Source organism: Mycobacterium sp. NTMscope_MAC_269 (assembly GCF_976985695.1).
Map to the genome: position 1 here is coordinate 4,164,230 of NZ_OZ335668.1, position 19,064 is coordinate 4,183,293.

Annotated in this window: 18 protein-coding genes and 1 pseudogene; 7 read left to right on the top strand and 12 right to left on the bottom strand. The window is 68.4% G+C overall.

Annotation, left to right across the window (positions count from 1 at the left end; translation table 11 throughout):
• Positions 1 to 14: 14 nt before the first annotated feature.
• Positions 15 to 890, top strand: coding sequence for an LLM class F420-dependent oxidoreductase (locus ACZ50Z_RS19715; protein WP_464485039.1), 876 nt, complete (start codon positions 15 to 17; stop codon positions 888 to 890).
• Between the two features lie 16 nt (positions 891 to 906).
• Here the strand turns inward: ACZ50Z_RS19715 and ACZ50Z_RS19720 are convergent, their stop codons facing one another.
• Together ACZ50Z_RS19720 and ACZ50Z_RS19725 are read right to left on the bottom strand one after the other, a co-directional pair.
• A complete protein-coding gene (locus tag ACZ50Z_RS19720; protein WP_464485040.1) occupies positions 907 to 2,355 on the bottom strand; it encodes a neutral zinc metallopeptidase in 1,449 nt (482 codons plus the stop codon).
• 119 nt (positions 2,356 to 2,474) lie between these two features.
• A pseudogene (locus ACZ50Z_RS19725) lies at positions 2,475 to 3,014 on the bottom strand (HNH endonuclease signature motif containing protein); the annotation flags it as partial.
• A gap of 117 nt (positions 3,015 to 3,131) precedes the next feature.
• Here ACZ50Z_RS19725 and ACZ50Z_RS19730 point away from each other — a divergent pair.
• Positions 3,132 to 4,364 carry an IS256 family transposase gene (locus tag ACZ50Z_RS19730; RefSeq protein ID WP_464486090.1) on the top strand — a complete coding sequence of 411 codons (1,233 nt, stop codon included), beginning with the start codon at positions 3,132 to 3,134 and terminating at the stop codon, positions 4,362 to 4,364.
• A 39-nt stretch (positions 4,365 to 4,403) separates the two neighbouring features.
• On the opposite strand, the gene ACZ50Z_RS19735 is transcribed toward ACZ50Z_RS19730, so the two are convergent.
• From ACZ50Z_RS19735 to ACZ50Z_RS19755, 5 genes are read right to left on the bottom strand one after another with little or no spacing between them, the layout of a single operon-like run.
• Entirely contained in the window at positions 4,404 to 5,336 is a 933-nt protein-coding gene (locus ACZ50Z_RS19735; protein WP_464485041.1) for a 13E12 repeat family protein, read from the bottom strand.
• A gap of 37 nt (positions 5,337 to 5,373) precedes the next feature.
• A complete protein-coding gene (locus ACZ50Z_RS19740; protein WP_464485042.1) occupies positions 5,374 to 6,846 on the bottom strand; it encodes a M28 family peptidase in 1,473 nt (490 codons plus the stop codon).
• Positions 6,843 to 8,327, bottom strand: coding sequence for a M28 family metallopeptidase (locus tag ACZ50Z_RS19745; RefSeq protein ID WP_464485043.1), 1,485 nt, complete (start codon positions 8,325 to 8,327; stop codon positions 6,843 to 6,845). The genes ACZ50Z_RS19740 and ACZ50Z_RS19745 overlap by 4 nt, the downstream gene beginning before the upstream one ends.
• A gap of 53 nt (positions 8,328 to 8,380) precedes the next feature.
• Complete coding sequence (locus ACZ50Z_RS19750) at positions 8,381 to 8,809, bottom strand: DUF2752 domain-containing protein (RefSeq protein ID WP_464485044.1); 429 nt, start codon at positions 8,807 to 8,809, stop codon at positions 8,381 to 8,383.
• Positions 8,810 to 8,821: 12 nt separating this feature from the next.
• Positions 8,822 to 9,169: a CD225/dispanin family protein gene (locus ACZ50Z_RS19755; RefSeq protein WP_464485045.1), complete on the bottom strand. Its 348-nt coding sequence runs from the start codon at positions 9,167 to 9,169 to the stop codon at positions 8,822 to 8,824.
• 337 nt (positions 9,170 to 9,506) lie between these two features.
• Between ACZ50Z_RS19755 and ACZ50Z_RS19760 the strand changes: the two genes are divergently transcribed.
• The gene (locus ACZ50Z_RS19760) at positions 9,507 to 10,037 is read left to right on the top strand and encodes a serine/threonine protein kinase (protein WP_464485046.1); all 531 of its coding nucleotides are present in this window, start codon (positions 9,507 to 9,509) and stop codon (positions 10,035 to 10,037) included.
• 3 nt (positions 10,038 to 10,040) lie between these two features.
• Here ACZ50Z_RS19760 and ACZ50Z_RS19765 read toward each other — a convergent pair whose 3' ends face one another.
• Genes ACZ50Z_RS19765 through thiO form a run of 4 tightly spaced genes read right to left on the bottom strand, consistent with a single transcriptional unit; the run spans position 10,041 to position 12,772 of the window.
• Entirely contained in the window at positions 10,041 to 10,808 is a 768-nt protein-coding gene (locus ACZ50Z_RS19765) for an SGNH/GDSL hydrolase family protein (RefSeq protein ID WP_464485047.1), read from the bottom strand.
• The gene (thiG, locus tag ACZ50Z_RS19770) at positions 10,805 to 11,563 is read right to left on the bottom strand and encodes a thiazole synthase (RefSeq protein WP_464485048.1); all 759 of its coding nucleotides are present in this window, start codon (positions 11,561 to 11,563) and stop codon (positions 10,805 to 10,807) included. The genes ACZ50Z_RS19765 and thiG overlap by 4 nt, the downstream gene beginning before the upstream one ends.
• Positions 11,556 to 11,753 carry a sulfur carrier protein ThiS gene (gene thiS, locus ACZ50Z_RS19775; protein WP_464485049.1) on the bottom strand — a complete coding sequence of 66 codons (198 nt, stop codon included), beginning with the start codon at positions 11,751 to 11,753 and terminating at the stop codon, positions 11,556 to 11,558. Before thiS ends, thiG begins: the two co-directional genes overlap by 8 nt.
• Positions 11,750 to 12,772, bottom strand: a complete 1,023-nt coding sequence (gene thiO / locus ACZ50Z_RS19780; protein ID WP_464486325.1) for a glycine oxidase ThiO — start codon at positions 12,770 to 12,772, stop codon at positions 11,750 to 11,752. Before thiO ends, thiS begins: the two co-directional genes overlap by 4 nt.
• A 162-nt stretch (positions 12,773 to 12,934) precedes the next feature.
• Between thiO and thiE the strand changes: the two genes are divergently transcribed.
• A complete protein-coding gene (gene thiE, locus ACZ50Z_RS19785) occupies positions 12,935 to 13,618 on the top strand; it encodes a thiamine phosphate synthase (protein WP_464485050.1) in 684 nt (227 codons plus the stop codon).
• Here the strand turns inward: thiE and ACZ50Z_RS19790 are convergent.
• Positions 13,590 to 14,222, bottom strand: a complete 633-nt coding sequence (locus ACZ50Z_RS19790) for an NUDIX hydrolase (RefSeq protein WP_464485051.1) — start codon at positions 14,220 to 14,222, stop codon at positions 13,590 to 13,592. The genes thiE and ACZ50Z_RS19790 overlap by 29 nt on opposite strands.
• Positions 14,223 to 14,375: 153 nt before the next feature.
• Here ACZ50Z_RS19790 and glnX point away from each other — a divergent pair, with 153 nt between their 5' ends.
• Genes glnX through ACZ50Z_RS19805 form a run of 3 tightly spaced genes read left to right on the top strand, consistent with a single transcriptional unit; the run spans position 14,376 to position 18,969 of the window.
• A complete protein-coding gene (gene glnX / locus ACZ50Z_RS19795) occupies positions 14,376 to 15,695 on the top strand; it encodes a protein kinase G-activating protein GlnX (protein ID WP_464485052.1) in 1,320 nt (439 codons plus the stop codon).
• Positions 15,695 to 16,672, top strand: coding sequence for a glutamate ABC transporter substrate-binding protein (locus ACZ50Z_RS19800; RefSeq protein ID WP_464485053.1), 978 nt, complete (start codon positions 15,695 to 15,697; stop codon positions 16,670 to 16,672). The genes glnX and ACZ50Z_RS19800 overlap by 1 nt, the downstream gene beginning before the upstream one ends.
• The gene (locus ACZ50Z_RS19805) at positions 16,672 to 18,969 is read left to right on the top strand and encodes a serine/threonine-protein kinase PknG (RefSeq protein WP_464485054.1); all 2,298 of its coding nucleotides are present in this window, start codon (positions 16,672 to 16,674) and stop codon (positions 18,967 to 18,969) included. The genes ACZ50Z_RS19800 and ACZ50Z_RS19805 overlap by 1 nt, the downstream gene beginning before the upstream one ends.
• The last annotated feature ends 95 nt before the right edge of the window (positions 18,970 to 19,064 follow it).

Consider the following 19,064-nt stretch of genomic DNA (forward strand, 5'->3'; position numbering starts at 1 on the left):
GGGACGTCATCGCAATGGAATTGGGATTGCATTTCATCGACTTCCTCCCCGGAAACCCGGCCAACCTGGGCCCGACGCTGGCCGACGCGGCCAAGGCCGCCGAGCAGGGTGGCGCCACCCTGTTCACGCTGGCCGATCACTTTTTCCAGATGGAAGAGCTTGGCCCGGCGCAGGATCCATTCCTCGAGGGCTACACGTCGTTGGGGTTTTTGGCCGCCCAGACCGCCACGATCGACCTGACCCTACTGGTCACCGGGGTCACCTACCGTCACCCCGGCGTGTTGGCCAAGACAGTCACGACGTTGGACGTGTTGTCACAGGGCCGATCGATGCTGGGGCTCGGCGCGGCCTGGTACGAGCGCGAGCACACCGCACTGGGCATTCCGTATCCGCCGCTGAGCACGCGTTTCGAGATGCTCGAGGAGACGCTGCAGATCTGCCGGCAGATGTGGAGCGAAGACGACGGCCCCTACCGCGGCACGCACTATCGGCTGAACGAGACGATCTGTGTGCCGCAACCGATTCGGCGTCCCCCGGTCCTGATCGGAGGGGATGGCGAGAAAAAGACCCTGCGCCTGGTCGCGCAGTACGCCGACATCTGGAACAGCATGTCGAACGACGTCGGCGAGCTCGAACACAAGATCGACGTGTTGCACCGGCACTGCGACGCGGTGGGCAGGAATCCAGCCGATATCCGTAAGACGTCCGGCGGCCTCGCGACGACAGATCCCTTCGCGAATATCGACGAGTACCTGAAGACCGCGGAACGCTTCGCCAAGCTCGGTGTCGACATGATCAATGTCGGCCCGCTGCCCGGCAACCCGGACCCGGTCGGGTTCGTCCGCCGCCTGGGCGACGAGGTGATTCCCCGGCTCGCCGAAATAGGTTGATCCGGACGGTCTTTCGTCATCCCGGGTAGCGGGAGTAACATGCGTCCGCGTTGCCGGTGACGCCGCCGCGGAACGCCGCGATCCGGGTGAAACCGGCGGGAACGCTGGTGCCGTCCGCGTCGCTGGCCACCAAGTGGTTGGTGAGCAGCCCGGCGACCGCTTCGTCGAGATCGCCCGCGGTGAGCTGCAATTGGTTGCGCGAAGCCAGTTCGATGGGTTCGGCCATCTTGCGGTGCACCACACCGGTCAGGCATGCGGTGCGCAGCGCGGTCCACGGGCTCTGCATCGACAGGCCGCGTTCATGCTGCACGGAAAGCGCGTACCTCGACATCACGACGGACAGGGCCGTGTCGTCGCCTTGCGGCAGCGTCTGTTCGCTTTCGTCGGCGACCCTGCCCACAACGGCGAGCTTGGGCAGATCGACCCCGATGGTGTTAGTGCCCGGACAGTACGACACCGGCGGCGTGGGCCTGGCGTCCGGGCAAGTGGCGGGCCGATAGGACAGCACCGGCGGATTGGCCGGGGCGAAGATCTTTCCCAGCAGCTCCATCAGGGTCGACAGGGTGTCCTGGTTGATCGGGACCTCGCCGGTCTCGGACGCTCCGGTGCTGGAATCGACCCGCAACGCGTTCGGCAGATCGCCGCGCCGCTGCTCGATTTCCCCGCGGTCGATCGCCGCACAGGCCGAAGGGCCGGTGAGGAAACCCATTTGGAAGGCGCTGATCCGGTCCAGGGCCGAGCCGTGTGCGTCGTCGTTTTCGGTCTCGCTGTCCATGACCGGGTCACGCGTGGTGATGATTCCCGCCAGCACGTGGTCGAGCCCGTCGGCGGTGCTCAGCGTGAAGCGCGGCGACTTGCCGTCGGCGACCCAGAACAGATACACGCCGGCGAAGCAGTCGGCCTGCTGTTCGTGGACGATGGTCGGGTCCCGTCTGGTCACCAGCTTCGCCATCTGCTGCAGCGCGTGCCCGAATTCGTGGGCGAGCACGCCGGTGACGGACATGTCGCCGAAGTATTTCTGCGCGACGGGCATGAATACGCCGCGGTCCCAGGCGATCAGGTTGCAGCGCGACGTGTAGAAGGCGTTGACGAGCTTGTAGGTGTCGTTGTGGCACACGATCGGGCTGCTCGGGTCGTTGGAGTCGTAGGACACCATCTTGCTGACCGGGACGAACCTGCCCTTCAGCGACTGGCTGTACGCCGACTGCCAATAGTCCTCGATGTCGTTGACCGAGAGCAACGCCAATCTGTCGATGGGCCCGTCGTCAGTGTTGAGCACCTTGCCCGTGGGGCTGGGCGCGTTCGCGCGAATCCCGCTGGGCCCGTTGGTCGCCGGCAGCCCGCCGACCAGGAAAGGGTCGTTGAGCATCGACAGCGCGCGCCCGTCAACGAACGTCGTGCAGCCGGCCACCACGAGCACCGCCGCCGCCCACACGAGTGCCGACCTGAGCGCGTGGCTATTCATGACCAACCTCATCCCGACCGGCGACACGGCAGCACCAAGGGGACTCATTCTAGAGGTGCCGGCCGTGCGCGGCAGGCGAAATCGAGAGACCCAGCAAACACGGGCCGGAAACGGCTGCACTAGAAAGGCGGTGGTTCGCCGTCGCCTTCGGCCGGCGCCTCGGCGTGTATCACCTCGGCGGCTAATCGCATTCGGCGGTTGTGTTTGCGTTCGGTGGCGATGCGGTGAGCCCGGTTTTGGGCGCGGGTGCGGGCGCGCCGGGGCATCATCGCCTCGCGGTCGCCGCACGGTCGGGGTCTAAGGGCTGCGGGCGGGTCGATGTCGCCGGTGGGCGCACACAGGCTGGGGAACAGCAGTGCGCTACCCGGGGTGGTGACGTAGGTGTGCCCGTCGGGCAGCGTCCAGATCACCGTGCCATCGGGCAGCTGTTTGTCGCGCCAGCCCCAGAAAGTCTTCATCAGATGGTGAATCCTGCACAGGGACTTGAGGTTCGAGGCGTGAGTGGGCCCGCCATCGGCGTACGGAATCGTGTGGTCGAGGTCGCATTCGGTGGCCGGGCGGTCACAACCTGGGGCGCGACAGGTCAAGTCCCGGCAGCGCACAAAGTCGGCCAGACTGGTCGAGGGACGATAGCGGGGTTCGGCACCCGCCGGGGGCGTGTCTCATTGACTGTGTAAGTGGTTGGGCCTGAATGGTGGTCAGGCATGCTGGCCACCGGACAGGAGTGAATCGCTTTGTCTCGATCGGATCCATCGCGCGATGAGGCTGCCAAGCAGTTGGCGCAGGTGCTGCCCCCGGCGGCACTTGATGCCTTGCTTGCCGACGCCGAGGCCTCCGGCATGCCTATCGACGGCCCTGATGGGCTGTTGTCCCAGATCACCAAGAGTGTTCTCGAACGCGCCCTCGATGTCGAGATCGCCGATCACCTTGGCTATGAGCACGGCGATCCGGCCGGCAATGGCTCGGGCAATTCGCGCAATGGCCACGGACGCAAGACCGTGCTGACCACCGCCGGCCCGGTGGATCTGGAAGTGCCTCGCGACCGCAATGGCACCTTCGATCCGGTCATTGTGCCTAAGCGCAAACGCCGGCTCGGCCAGGTCGAGGACATGATCTTGTCGCTCTACGCGCGCGGCATGAGCACCCGTGACATCACCGAGCACCTGGCCGAGGTCTATGGCGCCAGTGTCTCAGCGGCCACGGTCTCGCGGGTCACCGAGGTGGTGGCCGACGAGATCGCCGCCTGGCAGTCCCGGCCGGTCGATCCGGTCTATCCGATCCTCTACATCGACGCGATCCGGCTCAAGATCCGCGATGGCGGCGTGGTGGCCAACAAGGCCGCCCACGTGGTGATCGGGGTCGATGTCGAGGGCATCAAGCAGGTCTTGGGGGTGTGGATTCAGCAGACCGAAGGGGCGAAGTTCTGGCACGGCGTGCTCACCGAGCTGCGCAATCGGGGGTGCCGGGATGCGTTGTTCGTCTGCTGTGACGGGCTGACCGGGCTGCCGGAATCGATCGCCGCCGTCTGGCCCCAGGCGGTCATCCAAACCTGTGTCGTGCACTTGTTGCGGGCCAGCATGCGCTACGCCTCCTATACCGACCGCAAGAAGATGGCCGCCGCGCTGCGCCCGATCTACACCGCAGCCACCGAACAGGCCGCTGCGGTCGCCCTGGAGCAGTTTCGGTCTGAATGGAAGACCAAATCCCCGGGGGCGGTCGCGGTCTGGGACCGGGCCTGGGCGGAGTTCGTGCCGTTTTTGGCCTTCCCCGTCGAGATCCGCAAGATCATCTACACCACCAACGCCATCGAATCGCTGAACTACCAGCTGCGCAAAGTCACCAAGGCCCGCGGCTCATTCCCGTCTGACGCCGCGGCGATGAAACTGCTGTATCTGGCCATCCGCAACATCAACCAGAAACGAGGATCAGCCCAAGGACAAGGAACCTACCGCTGGACCGAAGCGCTCAATGCTTTCGCGATCCAATTCCCCGACCGACTCCCACTATGACAACCCACTAAACACCAACGGCCACAACTACTTACACAGTTATCTTGACAAGCCCCCCGCCGGCATGTCCAGCGGAACCAGACGCGCCGAGGTGGCCAGCTCTGCGAGCACTTCAGCCGGGATCAGGCCCTCCACGCCGGGTAACACCGCCGGCGCGGACCCGCGGCCCTCCACACTCGCCCGCTCGGCGACTATGTGAATCATCACGTTGCTCGTGCGCGCCGGCGCCCCCGCCGCGCAGTCGGCACGCCCGCAGCCGCACACCAGCCGCCCATCCCCGGCGACCAACGGCCCCACCGCGTCCGCGCGGCGCTGAGTGGCCGTGCGAGGATCCGCCTCACACACCGTGGCGGCCAACTCGTCGAGGCGGCGGTCCAGGGCGCGCCCGTGGGCGGCCAACAGGCTGCCGCTCAGATACGCCATGCCCGACTCGTTATCGAGCACATCCACATAGCGATCGCTGGCGGCTTGCTGCGCCCGGCGCACCGCATCGGCATCCACAAAGGCCACCACCCGGTCCACCGCTGCACTCAACCCGCCGCGGCTCAGCGAGGGGCGCCGCGACACCATGGCTGCGACCTGCGCGTCGACGCGGGCCAGCGCCTGCGCATCGTCGATCAAATCCGTGCGGAACACGATCGTTTGAAACGACCGGTAATCGATACCCCCGGCCCGAAACACCTCGCCCACCCGCGGCAGGCGCTCGCGCATCGCCATGGCATAGCGCAGATAACTGTGGCCCATCGCCACGCTGCATCCCAGCGCCGCGCCCAGCTCCGCGGCCGACGCATCCCATGCGTCCGCCCACCACTCCGCCCGCTCACCGGACTCGCGGCAACGCATCACCAACAACTCCCCTGCCGCCGCCAGGCGATCTGCAGCCGCTCGCGCCTCCACGCGCCCGGCTTCGCGCGCCCGGTCCAGCAGCGCCGACTCCGTCGCCGGCCGCGAGGCAGACCCATATTCGAACATACGTTCGATTATGCCACGGGTCACCGACAACCCGCCACTACGGCATCCGGGTGCGATGCCTCTTGTCGTGGGAGGGCACGCCGTTGACCCCGCCGATCGACTCGGCGTAGCGGCCGACCGCGAACCCGACGCCAGAACCCGTGATGCCCAAGGCTTCCCGGTTGATGTTGTCGACGGTGTCCCGCGGGCTCTGGAAGTTCGGATCGAACGGCACACCGGCCTGGCCGCCCCACAATCGGGCCTGCACGGTGGTTTTCGTCTGCGAGGAACCGGTCGTCAGGCCCCCGATCGGCACGCCCGCGACCATGAAGGGGTGGTAGTCGGCCCGCGAATTCAGCGGCATGTCCGCAGGGCGCTTGCCGGCCAGGTTCAGATAGCCGGCCAGGGTGCGCTCGATGCCCGCCGAGCCTTCGGGGACGTCGGCGGCGAAGACCCCGGGCCCGGGCGGGCCGGATTGGTCGCCGTCATCGGTGAAGAAGCCCGCGTTGGGCGACCCGAGCATGGTGAAGTTCAGATAGAGCGCGATGTCGTTGAGCTGATCACGGTCCATGCCGAACACGTAATCCATGACTCCGTTGAGCCCCTCGGATTCTGCTCCCCAAAAGACGAACCGCACCGCGTTGTTCACCGGAGCCAGCGGCCCCAGCTGCAACGCCGTCTCGAGCACCGCCGCCACACCGGAGCCGTCGTCGTTGATGCCGGGCCCGGCCCGTGAACCGTCGAGCTGCGCGCCCACCACGACGACCTCGTGCGATGACCCGGTCTTGGTCTGCGCCACGACATTTCGTGACGTGATCTTGGTGTTGACGGCATCCAGCACCAAGCGGATCGGTGCGGTCGCACCGGTCAGCGCCGAGGCGCCGTAGGAGTTGACGACGGCGACCGGCACGGTCAGTTGCTTGAAGTACCCGGGGTTGAACAACGTGGGTGGAGCGCCCCGCCCGTTGGGGGCGCTCAGCACGATCAGCGCGCTCGCCCCCTTGGCCAGCGCGCTGTTCTGTTTGTCGACCACCGAGCAGCGGGTGTCGTCGACGACGGCGATCGCGCCCTTGGGCATCGCGGCCGGATAGTCGTGGGCCGCGCAACCCGACGGCTGCGCCGGCCGGATCGGTTGCGCCGTCAGGCCGCCGGGCGGCGTCTGGACCAGCAGCGAGGCCTGGTCGACGGGATAGGTGCGGCCCGCGACGGTCATCGACGGCTTACCCATCGACACGGTGTACAGCCGGTCGAACTGCGGCGTCTGTACGTCAAATCCCTTGTCGCGCAGCCTCTTGGCTACGTAGTCCACGCTGGCGTTGAAGCCCGGCGTACCGTCCGCGCGGTTGCCACCGTTGGCGTTGGCGATGTCCTGCAGGGCGCGCAGGTGGCTGACCATGCCCTCGGCGGTGATCTTTTTGGCGAGGCCGTGCCCGAGGTCGGGTGTCGCGGTGGGCGGGCCGGGGCGGGCCGACGAACAACCGACCACGAGCGCCGTCATCAACAACAGCGTTGCGCCCCAGCGGAAGATCATGACTTGGCGAGGACGTGCCGGGTGCGATCTTCCATGGCCGGGACGCCGTTGTGTCCGCCGAGGTCCTGAGCGTAGAGCCCGAGCGCGTAGGCCACCCCTCCCCCGTTGATCCCCAGCGCCGTGCGGTCGACGTGGTCCAGGGTGTCGCCCTTTTGGTGGTAGTTGGGGTCGAACGGTTGGTCGGCGGTCCCGCCCCACAGCTTGGCCTGATCCGCGGACATTTTCCCTTCGGCACCCGAGAACAGGCCGCCGGCGGGGATGCCCGCCAGGGTGAATCCGTCGTAGTCGGAGCGGCCGTCGAAGGAGGTGTCCTGCGCGGTCTTGCCGGCCGATTTCAGGTAGGCGACCAGCGTGCGCTCGATGCCGGCCGAGCCTTCGGGGACCACCGGCTTGCCGCGGGCATCCATCGGCAGCGACTGGTCCCCGTCGTAGGTGAAGTAGCCGGGGTTCGGCGATGCCAGCATGTCGAAGTTGAGGTACAGCGCAATGTTTTTCAGCGCGGCCAGGTCCAGTGACTCGACGTAGTTTCGCGATCCGATGAGCCCGAGCTCCTCCGCGCCCCAGAAGCCGAATCGCAGCTTGTTGTGCACCTGCGGCGAATTGCCCAGTCGCACGGCGGTTTCCAGAACCGCGGCCACTCCCGATCCGTTGTCGTTGATCCCGGGACCCTCGGGCACGCTGTCCAGATGCGCCCCCGCCATCACCACGTTGGCGTCGGAACCGGTTGCGGTCTGCGCGATCACGTTGCGGGCCTTGAAGCTTTGCGCGCTGGCATCGAGCTTGATCGTCGTGGGCCCCGGCTGGCCGCGCAGCTGCACCCCGAGGGATTTCGTCACGCTGAGTACCGGGATCTTCACGTCGGTGGTCGGCCCGAGCGTGCCGCCCATCTGTTCTTCGTCGACGTTGTCGGCGATGATCATCGCCACGGCTCCGCGCTGCGCCGCGACGTCTTCCTTTTGAGCGAACGGGCAGGTGCCGCGGTCGACGAGCACTACTGCGCCCCGCAGCGGGAGATCGCCGTAGTCGGCGGCCGCGCACCCCAAGCTGTTCGCCGGTGCGGCGACCAGTGGCCCGCTCACCCCGCCCGGCGACGTTCCCAGGCTGAAGTCCAGCGCGCGCGCCTCTACCGGCCTGCCGCCGACGGTCACTTCCGGCTTCTCGGCGTGGAACACCCTTGCCGAAAACTCGGGCGTCTGAACGTCAAACCCGCTGTCGCGCAAGGTTTTCACGACGTAGTCGACGCTAGCGTCGTATCCGGGGGTGCCAACCGCCCGGGTGCCGTTGTTGGCGTTGGCAATGTCTTGCAGTTTGGACAGGTGGGCCATCATGGCGTCGGTCGTCACCTTGCCGCGCAACGCGGACGCGAACTCAGCCGCGCCCATCGTCTGCTCCGAGCCGGAGCGGTGGGAGCAACCGGTTGACAATGCGGTCAGGGCGATCAGGGCGAGCGCCGCCGGCAACGTCGCGAGTTTTTTCAGCATCGCGCCCCAGGTTAGACCGCGGTTCCGGTGGCCGGGATCAGGACACGTCGGGATCAGACGTACAGCGCGGTGAAGGGGGCAAACGGGATGTTGCGCACCACGAACCACGCCAGCACCAACGAGAGTGTTACGGCGGCGGCCCAGCGGCGGTGTTGCCAACTGCGGACCCGCCGGCCCACGACGTTGCCGTAGGTCCAGGCCAGGTACGCCCACACCAACAGCACGACCGCCGCCAGGCCCAGCGCGTTGAACCTGGCGGCCGCCACCACATTGCCGTGCATGAGCGAATACAGCATGCGCAGGCTGCCGCAGCCGGGACAGTCGATCCCCAACAACGCCTTGGTGGGGCACACCGGCAGCGGGCCGTTCGGGGTGGTCGGGTCACCCGCCCAGATGGCGGCACACATCAACGTCGTGGATGCGGCCACCACCAGTGGTGCACCCAAGCCCGCGTGCGCCGCCCCCCGGCGGGTCACCGACATCGAGACCCGGGCTCAGAACATCGCGGCAAGAGCCGCGTTGGTGTCCGTGTTCAGCGCGCCGACCGACATCAAGATGACGTAGATGATGCCGACGACGACGCCGATGGCCGCCGACCAGATCGCCCACTTCTTGGCGCTCTCCGCCGACGCCTGCGCCTCGGCGTAGCGGCCCTGCGCCCATAACCCATTGACCTGGCTGGATTTGACGATCGCCACGATCCCGAACGGAAGACAGCAGAACAGGGTCACCAGGATCGACCACACCAGATAGTTATTCGGCGCTTCGCCGGCCGGTTGCTGCGGCGGGTAACCGGGAGGCGGTGGTGGCGGGTAGCCGGGCGGGGGAGGGGGTTGTGTCATGAACTCTCCAGTCAAGAGAAGTTAGCTGGCGTAAAGCGGTGCTAACCATACCTGCTCGGCGTCGCATCGGCATCAGCAATGAAAAAATCTGCTCCGCACAACGGCGCCTGCAGCGTGTCGGCGGCGTCGGCGCAGCGGCGTGAAGGGCTGATTAATCCTCGGTCTCAACGTCATTCGATATCCTTGTGATGAAATGCGCCCCAGGCCAGTTGCACTGGGACTTTGCGGGCGATGCCGCGGGAAAGATGCCCACACAGACAATTGCCGCCGGAACGTGTTGCATTACCACGACATCGCCCTACTATCCGTGTTAGCAGCGGCCGTTAAGGAGCCATTCATGTCTGATTTCAGCAACGCGCTGAAGGTGGCAATGGCAGCGGCGCTCGCGGCCGGGTCCGCGTTAGCGGGCAGCGTCACGGCGGCCGCGGACCCCGCCGGCGCCGGCAGCTCATCGGACCTCAACACACTCGCGGCCACACTGTCGAAGGGCTACGGCCTGAACAACTGCACCGCGCAGAACATCGACCGCGGCAGGCAACTGGCCGTGCTCACCTGCGGGCAAAGCCCCGACCCGAAGGGACCGGCGCAGGCCAAGTACGTCCTGTTCACCAGCGCCGACAACATGGCGACCGCGTTCAGGGCCACCATCAAGGAGGACGTCCTGACGCCGTGCGGGGACGCCAACCAGTCGCCGTCCAGCTGGCACAAGGACGGTTCGGGCGCCAGCGCCGGGCAGGCGGCGTGCGGCACCTACCAAAACGCCGCCGAGATCATCTGGACGACGGACGCGAAAAACACGCTGAGCTACCTGCGCGCGTCCAACACCGACGTCAATGCGCTCTACCAGTGGTGGCGCGCCAACGGCTGACGTTTACAGCTGAGCCGCAAGCAAATCCGCTACCGCGCGCATCCCGGCGGGGTTCGGGTGCAACGGTGCGGGGCGACCCGGTAGCGGAACACCGTAGCGGGACGGCAACGTCGTCCATGGCTCGGCCGACCACGCGTGGTGCTCGTGGCTGGCCGCGGCGGCGTGGATGATTTCGCAGCCGCTCGCCGCCGCGGCGTCGGCCGTCATCCGTTCCAGCGTGGCGGCCACATGCCGACCCAGGTCGGCGTCCACGGGCGACAGAGGTGGGGCCGGCGTGCCCGCGGGCGGCAACATGGTCAGGTAGTCGACGAAGAAGATCCGCGCCCCGGCGGAGCGCTGACGCACCGCGCGGCCGACCGCGCACAGCGATTCGAACACCGCGTCAAGGGCCTGATTTCGCGCGCCGGGATCGAGCAGTTCGCGGATGCGCTCGCCCAGCAGCGGCACGCGCCGCAGCGGGCGCGGCAGCGAGGCCGCCATCAACAGCGGGACGTAGCCGACGTCGTTGCCGCCGATGGTGATGGTGACCAGACTCTCCGAACCGTCCAGGGCGTCGATTTGCGGCTGCGCGCCGCGCTGCCGTTCGGCGAGCACATTCGCGGTGGTCGCGCCGGAGAACGTGACGTCGACCAGGTCGTAGTCGTATCGCCGGGCGATCAGGTGCGCATAGTTGCGCGCGGACCGGCCCGACCACCGCGGGGCGCCCGGGGCGCGAGGCCGGATGCCGGGACCGGCGGCCATCGAACTGCCCAGCGCAACATAGCGTTTCATCGCTGCGGGCTCGAGGCCTGAGCCCAGAACCGCTTCGGGATCCGCCCGGCCCGGCGGGCCAGATAGCCGGCGGTGACCGCGGCCGACATCGCCGCGGCCATCGCGGCGGGATCGGCGGCGCGGGTCACCGCGGAAGCCAACAGCACGGCGTCGCAACCCAATTCCATGGCCAGCGCGGCGTCGCTGGCGGTGCCGATGCCGGCGTCGAGCACCACCGGAACGTTGGCCCCGGCGACGATCATCTCGATGTTGTGCGGGTTGGTGATGCCCAGCCCGGTCCCGATCGGCGATCCCAGCGGCATGACCGCCGCGCATCCGGCGTCCTCGAGCCGGCGCGCCAGTACCGGGTCGTCGTTGGTGTAGGGCAGGACGACGAATCCGTCGTCGACCAATTGCTCTGCGGCGCGCACCAATTCGACCGCATCGGGCAAAAGGGTGCGCTCATCGGCGATCACCTCGAGCTTGACCCAGTTGGTGTTCAGCGCCTCGCGCGCCAGCTGCGCGGTGAGCACCGCCTCCGCGGCACCGCGGCATCCCGCGGTGTTGGGCAGCGGCGTGATGCCGAGCCGGCCGAGCAGATCGAGCAATCCGGTGCCGCCCTCGGCGTCGACGCGGCGGATCGCGACGGTGGTCAGTTCCGTGCCCGAGGCGACCAGCGCCTCTTCCAGCACCGCCAGGTTGCTCGCTCCCCCGGTCCCCATGATGAGCCGCGAGGCGAAGCTGCGGTCCGCGATTGTCAGTTTCGAATCAGCCACCTTGCACCGCCGTCACCACCTCGAGTCGCGCACCGTCGAAAAGTTCTGTCGACCATCGTGATCGGGGCAGCACCGCGTCGTCCATCGCCACGGCGACGCCGCGGCCGCCGAAGCCCAGGGAATCGAGCAGCGCGGACACCGTGGTGTGCGCGTCGACGTCCACCTTTTTCTCATTGACCATGACGATCATCGGTTCGCTCCCACCGGTGCCAGTTCGGACACGATCTGTTCTGCCGTCCAGGGCGCCAGCAGGAACCCCGAGCGACCGTGGCCGGCGGCGACCAGCGTGCGCGCATCCAGGCGGTGCACCAACGGCAGGTTGTCGGGTGTCATCGGGCGCAGCCCGGCACCACACTCGGCGAGTTCATACTCACCCAGGGCCGGTAGCACCGCGCACGCGTCGTCGAGGAGGTCGCGCACCCCCGAGACGACCGGGGCGGTGTCGCGCCCGTGCTCGTATTGCGTGGCGCCGACCACCACCCCGTCCGCGCGCGGCACCAGATAGACCTGCCGGCCGTGCACCCGGGCGCGAATAACCCGCTGCGGCAACGGCATACAGCCCTTCCGCCACCGCAGTCGCAGCACTTCACCCTTCACCGGGCGCACCGGCAGCCCGGGCCACAACGCCGGCGCGTCGATGCCGTTGGCGATCACCACCGCGTCGCCCTCGGCCGCCGGCAGCTCGCGAACCGGCGGCGCCCACCGCACCCCGAGCCGCTCACAGTCGGTCTCCAGCGCGTCGAGCACCGCCCGGTTGTCCACGGCCAGCTCGGTAGGCGCCCGAAAGCCGTGCCGGATGCCCTGCGCCAGTAAGGGTTCCACGTCGCGAGCGGCCGACTCCCAGACCACGGGATGCCCCTGCGCGGACAACCAGTCCGCAACAGTGCGCAGATCGGCGGCGTCGGCGCGGTCGACGGCCACCACCAGCGACTCGCGAGCGGTGACCACCCCCGCCGGCAGGCCGTCTAAGAAACCGCCCTCGCGCCACAGCCGCAGGGATTCCAAACCCAGCCGCAGCAGCCGCTCTTCGCCGGGCCAGCCTTCGCTGTGGGGGGCCAGCATGCCGCCGGCCACCCAGGACGCCCCGCGCTCCCCGCTGCGGTGCACCCGCACCGACCAGCCGGCCCGCGCGGCGCGGCGCGCCACCGCCAGCCCGATGACGCCGCCGCCGATGACGGCCAGCGACCCCAGCGGTGGCCCCGAGGGCATCCCGGTCATTGTCGAGCCTCCCTTCGCCGGCATGATCCGGATCAGGTGTGACGGTAAGGGCAGGTCCGCCTCGCTCCGGTTGTGCCCACTCTCAGCCCCGCTCCCGGGACTCCCGTGTCTGGTGATTCTCTGCGCTCCACGCTAGCGCGCTAGCGTCTCGGTGTGCAGCGTCCCTTTGATACACGGCTTTCCATCCTGTCGGCGGCGCGGCTGTATCTGTGCACCGACGCCCGCCGCGAGCGCGGCGACCTGGCCGAGTTCGCCGACGCCGCCCTGGCCGGCGGCGTGGACATCATCCAGCTGCGCGACAAGGGGTCGGCCGGGGAGCAGCAGTTCGGGCCGCTCGAGGCGCGCGAGGAGCTGGCGGCGTGCGAGATCCTGGCCGACGCCGCCCGCCGGCACGGCGCCCTGTTCGCGGTCAACGACCGCGCCGACATCGCCCGCGCGGCCGGCGCCGACGTCCTGCACCTCGGGCAGGGCGACCTGCCGCTGGATGTCGCGCGCGAGCTCGTCGGGCCGGAGACGCTGCTCGGACTGTCCAGCCACGACCGTCAGCAGGCCGCCGCCGCGGCCGTCGACCAGGCCGACTACTTCTGCGTCGGCCCCTGCTGGCCGACGCCCACCAAGCCGAACCGCGAGGCCCCGGGCCTGGGACTCGTGCGCGCCGCCGCCGGGCTCGGGACCGACAAGCCGTGGTTCGCGATCGGCGGAATCGACGCGCAACGCCTGCCCGAGGTGCTCGGCGCCGGCGCGCGCCGCGTCGTGGTGGTCCGCGCGATCACCGCCGCTGACGACCCGCGGGCCGCCGCGCGCCGGCTCAGTTCGGCGCTGGCAGCAGCGAGCTGATCCGGCGGCTCAGCTGCGACGGCACCTCGTCGGCGTCACCGGGCATGCACCACACGAAGACGCCGGCCTCGACCTCGATCGTGCGCGGCAGATACTGCCGGCGTTCGTCGGACTGGCCCAGCGGCACCAGCGCCGTCGCGGTGCGCAGCCGCTGCCAGCTGGCCGCGAAGCCCGGATGCAGCGGCAGGTCGGCCACCTCGTCCTCGGCCACCCAGCGCATTTCGGCGCTCTCCCGGTTGGGCACGGTGTGCAGCAACTCGTCGGCGTCGGCAACGACGGTGGTGTAGCTCCACCGGGTGCCACCGATCCCGGCGACCTCGGCGGTGACCAGTGTCGCGCGTACGGCGAGCCGGTCGCCGAGCAGGCCGGCCTCCTCGTTCGCTTCGCGGACCGCCGTCTGCTCGGGGGATTCGTGGCTGTCCCGGGCCCCACCCGGCAGACCCCAGGTCCCGCCCTGATGGCTCCACACCGCCCGGTGTTGCAGCAGCACAGCGGGCGTGCCGTCGGTGCGCGGGGCGCGCAGCAGCAGACCGGCGGCGCCGTACCGACCCCAATAGTGGGCGCCGCGCTCCGAGATCACCCAACCGTCGCCGTCGCCCTGCACGGATCAAGGATAGGCAGACTTGGTTCTTGGCGGTCTTCGGCGCGTCGGCAATTGCGTCGGCCTCCACCCATCCACCCGAACATGCTCTTAGACTTCGCTTATAGAGGTCCGTGCAGCGAAATCCAGTGGCCAAGAGATGAGGGCTGATCAGACGTGACGGTTGAGCTGGCGCACCCGTCGACCGAGCCGCAGGGATCGCGGTCACCGGCCGAACCAGCCCATCCGCGCTGGTGGTTCATCTCGACCACGCCGGGCCGCATCCTGACCATCGGCATCGTCCTGGCGGCGCTCGGCGGGGTCAGCGCCTTCGCCACCTCGACCACCATCAACCACCGGCAACAGGTGCTCACCACGGTGCTCAACCACACCGAGCCGCTCTCGTTTGCCGCCGGGCGGCTCTACACCACGCTGTCGGTGGCCGACGCCGCGGCGGCCACCGCGTTCATCGCCGAGGCCGAACCGCCGCCCGTGCGGCAGCGCTACGAGCAGGCCATCACCGACGCGGCCGTGGCCGTGACCAGGGCGTCGAGCGGGCTCACCGATGAACCACAGGTGCAGCTGCTGGGCCGGATCAACGCGCAGCTGGCCGTCTACACCGGCCTGATCGAAATCGCCCGCACCAACAACCGGGCGGGCAACCCGGTCGGTTCGTCGTACCTGTCGGAGGCGTCGGGCCTGATGCAGTCGACGATCCTGCCCGACGCGGCGCGCCTGTACCGGGCCACCTCGGAGCGGGTGGACATGGAAACCACCGCGTCCACCCAGATCCCGGCGCCGGTGATCATGGTGGTCGCCACCACGGTCGTCTTCGGCGCGTTCTCGCATCGCTGGCTGGCCCGGCGCACCCGGCGCCGCATCAACCCGGGCCTGGTCGTGGGCGCGCTCGCTATTCTCGTCATGGTGGTGTGGGTCGGGACTGCGCTAACCATCTCTACGACGGCGAGTCGTAGTGCGAAGGACACCGCCGCCGAGTCCCTCAAGACCGTCACCAACGTCGCGATCACGGCCCAGCAGGCGCGTGCCGACGAGACGCTGTCGCTGATCCGCCGCGGCGACGAAGAAAAGCGCAAGCAGTCGTTCTATCAGCGCATCGACTCGATGCACCGCCAGCTCGACCAGTACATGTCCCGCAGCGACGCCGTGGACAAACCCGACTTGGAAGGCGCCGATCAGCTGCTGTTGCGCTGGCGTCAGGCCAACGACCGGATCAGCTCCTACATCTCGGTGGGTAACTACCGCGCCGCCACCCAGGTCGCGCTGGGCAGCAGCGAGGAGGACTCCACCCCGGCGTTCGACAAGCTGGAAGACGAGCTGGTCAAGGCCATGGACCAGGGCCGCATCCACCTGCGCAACGACGTCATCAACGCGCGCAGCGGGTTGTCCGGCGCCCAGGTGGGCGGCGTGGTGCTCAGCCTCGGGGCCGCCATCGCGGTGGCGCTGGGCCTGTGGCCGCGGCTGAAAGAGTATCGATAATGACCCGCCTGCCGATGCTGCGCCGGGCGTGCACCGTGGCCGCCGCGGTTTTCGTGTTGGCAGGTTGCGGGCACACCGAATCGCTGCACGTGGCCAGCGTCCCGACGTTGCCGCCGCCCACGCCGGTCGGCATGGAGCAGCTGCCCCCGCAGCCACCGCTGCCGCCCGACGGCCCCAATCAGGACTGCGACTTGACGGCCAGCCTGCGGCCCTTCCCCACCAAGGCCGAGGCCGACGCCGCGGTCGCCGACATCCGCGCGCGGGGCAGGCTGATCGTCGGCCTCGACATCGGCAGCAACCTGTTCAGCTTCCGCGACCCGATCACCGGTGAGATCACCGGCTTCGACGTCGACTTGGCCGGCGAGATCGCACGCGACATCTTCGGCGCCCCGTCCCACGTCGAGTACCGGATCCTGTCGTCGGACGAGCGGGTCACTGCGCTGCAGCGCGGCGAGGTCGACGTCGTGGTCAAGACCATGACCATCACCTGCGACCGACGCAAGCTGGTGAACTTCTCCACCGTCTATCTCGATGCCAACCAGCGCATCCTCGCGCCGCGCGACTCGTCGATCGTCAAGGTGAGCGACCTGTCCGGCAAACGCGTCTGCGTGGCCAAAGGCACCACCTCGCTGCACCGCATCCGCCAGATCGCCCCGCCGCCGGTCATCGTCTCGGTGGTGAATTGGGCCGACTGCCTGGTGGCGATGCAGCAGCGCGAGATCGACGCCGTCAGCACCGACGATTCGATCTTGGCCGGGCTGGTCGAGGAGGACCCCTACCTGCACATCGTCGGGCCGAACATGGCCACCCAGCCCTACGGCATCGGCGTCAACCTGAACAACACTGCGCTGGTGCGGTTCGTCAACGGGACACTGGAAAGGATCCGCCGCGACGGCACGTGGAACACGTTGTACCGCAAGTGGTTAACCGTGCTGGGCCCGGCGCCGGCCCCGCCCACCCCGAGGTATCTGGACTGATGGCCGAGCCGGATAAGCCAACCGAGCAGCCGGAACCCGGCTCGGAGGACGTGGCAGACGCGGCAGAGGTGAACCCCGGCACGCAGCCGGCGGAGGTCCAAACGGGCGCCTCGACGGGGCGGCTGCAGGCCACGCAGGCGTTGTTCCGGCCCGACTTCGACGATGACGACGACGACTTTCCGCATATCTCGCTGGGCGGCCTGGACACGGATACCCCCGACCGCATGACGATCGCGACGCGGGCGCTGCCCGCGGTCCGGCAGCTCGGCGGTGGACTCGTCGAGATCCCCCGGGGACGCGACATCGACCCGCGCGAAGCGCTGATGACCAACCCGGTGGTCCCCGAGTCCAAGCGCTTCTGCTGGAACTGCGGAAAACCGGTGGGCCGGTCCAGCAAGAAGACCAAGGGCACCTCCGAGGGCTGGTGCCCGGCCTGCGGTAGCCCGTATTCGTTTCTGCCGCAACTCAACCCCGGCGACATCGTCGCCAACCAATACGAGGTCAAGGGCTGCATCGCGCACGGCGGGCTGGGCTGGGTGTATCTGGCCGTCGACAAAAACGTCAACGACCGTCCCGTCGTTCTCAAAGGCCTCGTCCACTCCGGCGACGCCGAGGCGCAGGCGATCGCGATGGCCGAACGGCAGTTCCTGGCCGAGGTGGTCCACCCGCAGATCGTGCAGATCTTCAACTTCGTCGAACACAAGGACCAGCACGGCAATCCGGTCGGCTACATCGTCATGGAGTACGTCGGTGGGCAGTCGCTCAAGCACGGGAAGGGCGAGAAGCTTCCCGTCGCCGAGGCCATCGCCTACCTGCTGGAAATCCTGCCCGCGTTGAGCTATCTACACTCCATCGGCCTGGTCTACAACGACCTGAAGCCGGAGAACATCATGCTCACCGAAGAGCAGCTCAAGCTTATCGATTTGGGCGCGGTGTCGCGGATCAATTCGTTCGGATACCTCTACGGCACACCGGGTTTCCAGGCACCGGAGATCGTGCGCACCGGACCGACGGTCGCCACGGATATCTACACGGTGGGCCGCACGCTGGCGGCGCTCACGCTCAACCTGCGCACCCGCAACGGCCGCTATGTCGACGGCCTGCCCGAGCACGACCCGGTGCTGAGCACCTACGACTCGTTCCACCGGTTGCTGCGCCGCGCCACCGATCCCGACCCGCGCCGCCGGTTCGCCAGCACCGAGGAGATGTCGGCGCAGCTGATCGGCGTGCTGCGCGAGGTGGTCGCCCACGACAGCGGGGTGCCGCGACCTGGCCTGTCGACGATCTTCTCGCCCAGCCGGTCGACGTTCGGGGTGGACCTGCTGGTCGCGCACACCGACGTGTACCTGGACGGGCAGGTCCATTCGGAGAAGCTGACGGCCCGCGAAATCGTCACCGCGCTGCAGGTGCCGCTGGTCGATCCGGCCGACGTCGCCGCGTCGGTGCTGCAGGCGACGGTGTTGTCGCAGCCGGTGCAGACCCTGGACTCGTTGCGCGCGGCCCGGCACGGGACGCTGGACGCCGACGGTGCCGAGCTGTCCGAGTCGGTCGAGCTGCCGCTGATGGAGGTGCGCGCGCTGCTCGATCTGGGCGACGTCGCCAAGGCCACCCGCAAGCTCGAGGACCTGGCCGAGCGGGTCGGTTGGCAATGGCGGCTGGTCTGGTACAAGGCCGTCGCCGACCTACTCAACGGCGATTACGAGTCGGCCACAACGCATTTCGTCGAGGTGCTGGACACGTTCCCGGGTGAGCTCGCGCCCAAGCTGGCGTTGGCCGCCACCGCCGAGCTGGCCGGCGACATCGACGAGCACAAGCACTACGAGACGGTGTGGAAGACCAACGACGGCGTGATCTCGGCGGCGTTCGGGTTGGCCAGATCGCTGTCCGCGGAAGGTGATCGGGGCGCCGCGGTGCGCACCCTGGACGAGGTGCCGGCCACCTCCCGCCACTTCACCACCGCCCGCCTGACCAGCGCGGTGACGCTGTTGTCCGGCCGAAGCAAGACCGAGATCACCGAAGAGGACATCCGGGACGCGGCGCGACGGGTGGAGGCGCTGCCGCCCACCGAGCCCCGCGTGCTGCAGATCCGCGCGCTGGTGCTGGGCTGCGCGATGGACTGGTTGGAGGACAACAAGGCCAGCACCAATCACATCCTGGGCTTCCCGTTCACCGAGCATGGGCTGCGGCTGGGCGTCGAGGCGGCGCTGCGCAACCTGGCCCGCGTCGCCCCCACGCAGCGGCACCGCTACGAGCTGGTGGACATGGCCAACCGGGTGCGGCCGACCAGCACGTTCTGACGGCTTGGCCGGTTAGGCAGTTCGCTTTTTCCGTCGAGTGTGAATCCTGGGCTTTGAGTGTGAACACCGGGCGGCGACACACCGAGAATCCCCGC

Bases quoted from the DNA above. Each gene is read 5' to 3' on its own strand.
- ACZ50Z_RS19745 (WP_464485043.1), bottom strand. From the start codon at position 8,327: ATGCTGAAAAAACTCGCGACGTTGCCGGCGGCGCTCGCCCTGATCGCC.
- ACZ50Z_RS19760 (WP_464485046.1), top strand. From the start codon at position 9,507: ATGTCTGATTTCAGCAACGCGCTGAAGGTGGCAATGGCAGCGGCGCTC.
- ACZ50Z_RS19750 (WP_464485044.1), bottom strand. From the start codon at position 8,809: ATGTCGGTGACCCGCCGGGGGGCGGCGCACGCGGGCTTGGGTGCACCA.
- ACZ50Z_RS19735 (WP_464485041.1), bottom strand. From the start codon at position 5,336: ATGTTCGAATATGGGTCTGCCTCGCGGCCGGCGACGGAGTCGGCGCTG.
- ACZ50Z_RS19715 (WP_464485039.1), top strand. From the start codon at position 15: ATGGAATTGGGATTGCATTTCATCGACTTCCTCCCCGGAAACCCGGCC.
- thiO (WP_464486325.1), bottom strand. From the start codon at position 12,772: ATGCCCTCGGGGCCACCGCTGGGGTCGCTGGCCGTCATCGGCGGCGGC.
- ACZ50Z_RS19805 (WP_464485054.1), top strand. From the start codon at position 16,672: ATGGCCGAGCCGGATAAGCCAACCGAGCAGCCGGAACCCGGCTCGGAG.
- ACZ50Z_RS19800 (WP_464485053.1), top strand. From the start codon at position 15,695: ATGACCCGCCTGCCGATGCTGCGCCGGGCGTGCACCGTGGCCGCCGCG.
- ACZ50Z_RS19765 (WP_464485047.1), bottom strand. From the start codon at position 10,808: ATGAAACGCTATGTTGCGCTGGGCAGTTCGATGGCCGCCGGTCCCGGC.
- thiS (WP_464485049.1), bottom strand. From the start codon at position 11,753: ATGATCGTCATGGTCAATGAGAAAAAGGTGGACGTCGACGCGCACACC.
- ACZ50Z_RS19755 (WP_464485045.1), bottom strand. From the start codon at position 9,169: ATGACACAACCCCCTCCCCCGCCCGGCTACCCGCCACCACCGCCTCCC.
- ACZ50Z_RS19740 (WP_464485042.1), bottom strand. From the start codon at position 6,846: ATGATCTTCCGCTGGGGCGCAACGCTGTTGTTGATGACGGCGCTCGTG.
- ACZ50Z_RS19720 (WP_464485040.1), bottom strand. From the start codon at position 2,355: ATGAATAGCCACGCGCTCAGGTCGGCACTCGTGTGGGCGGCGGCGGTG.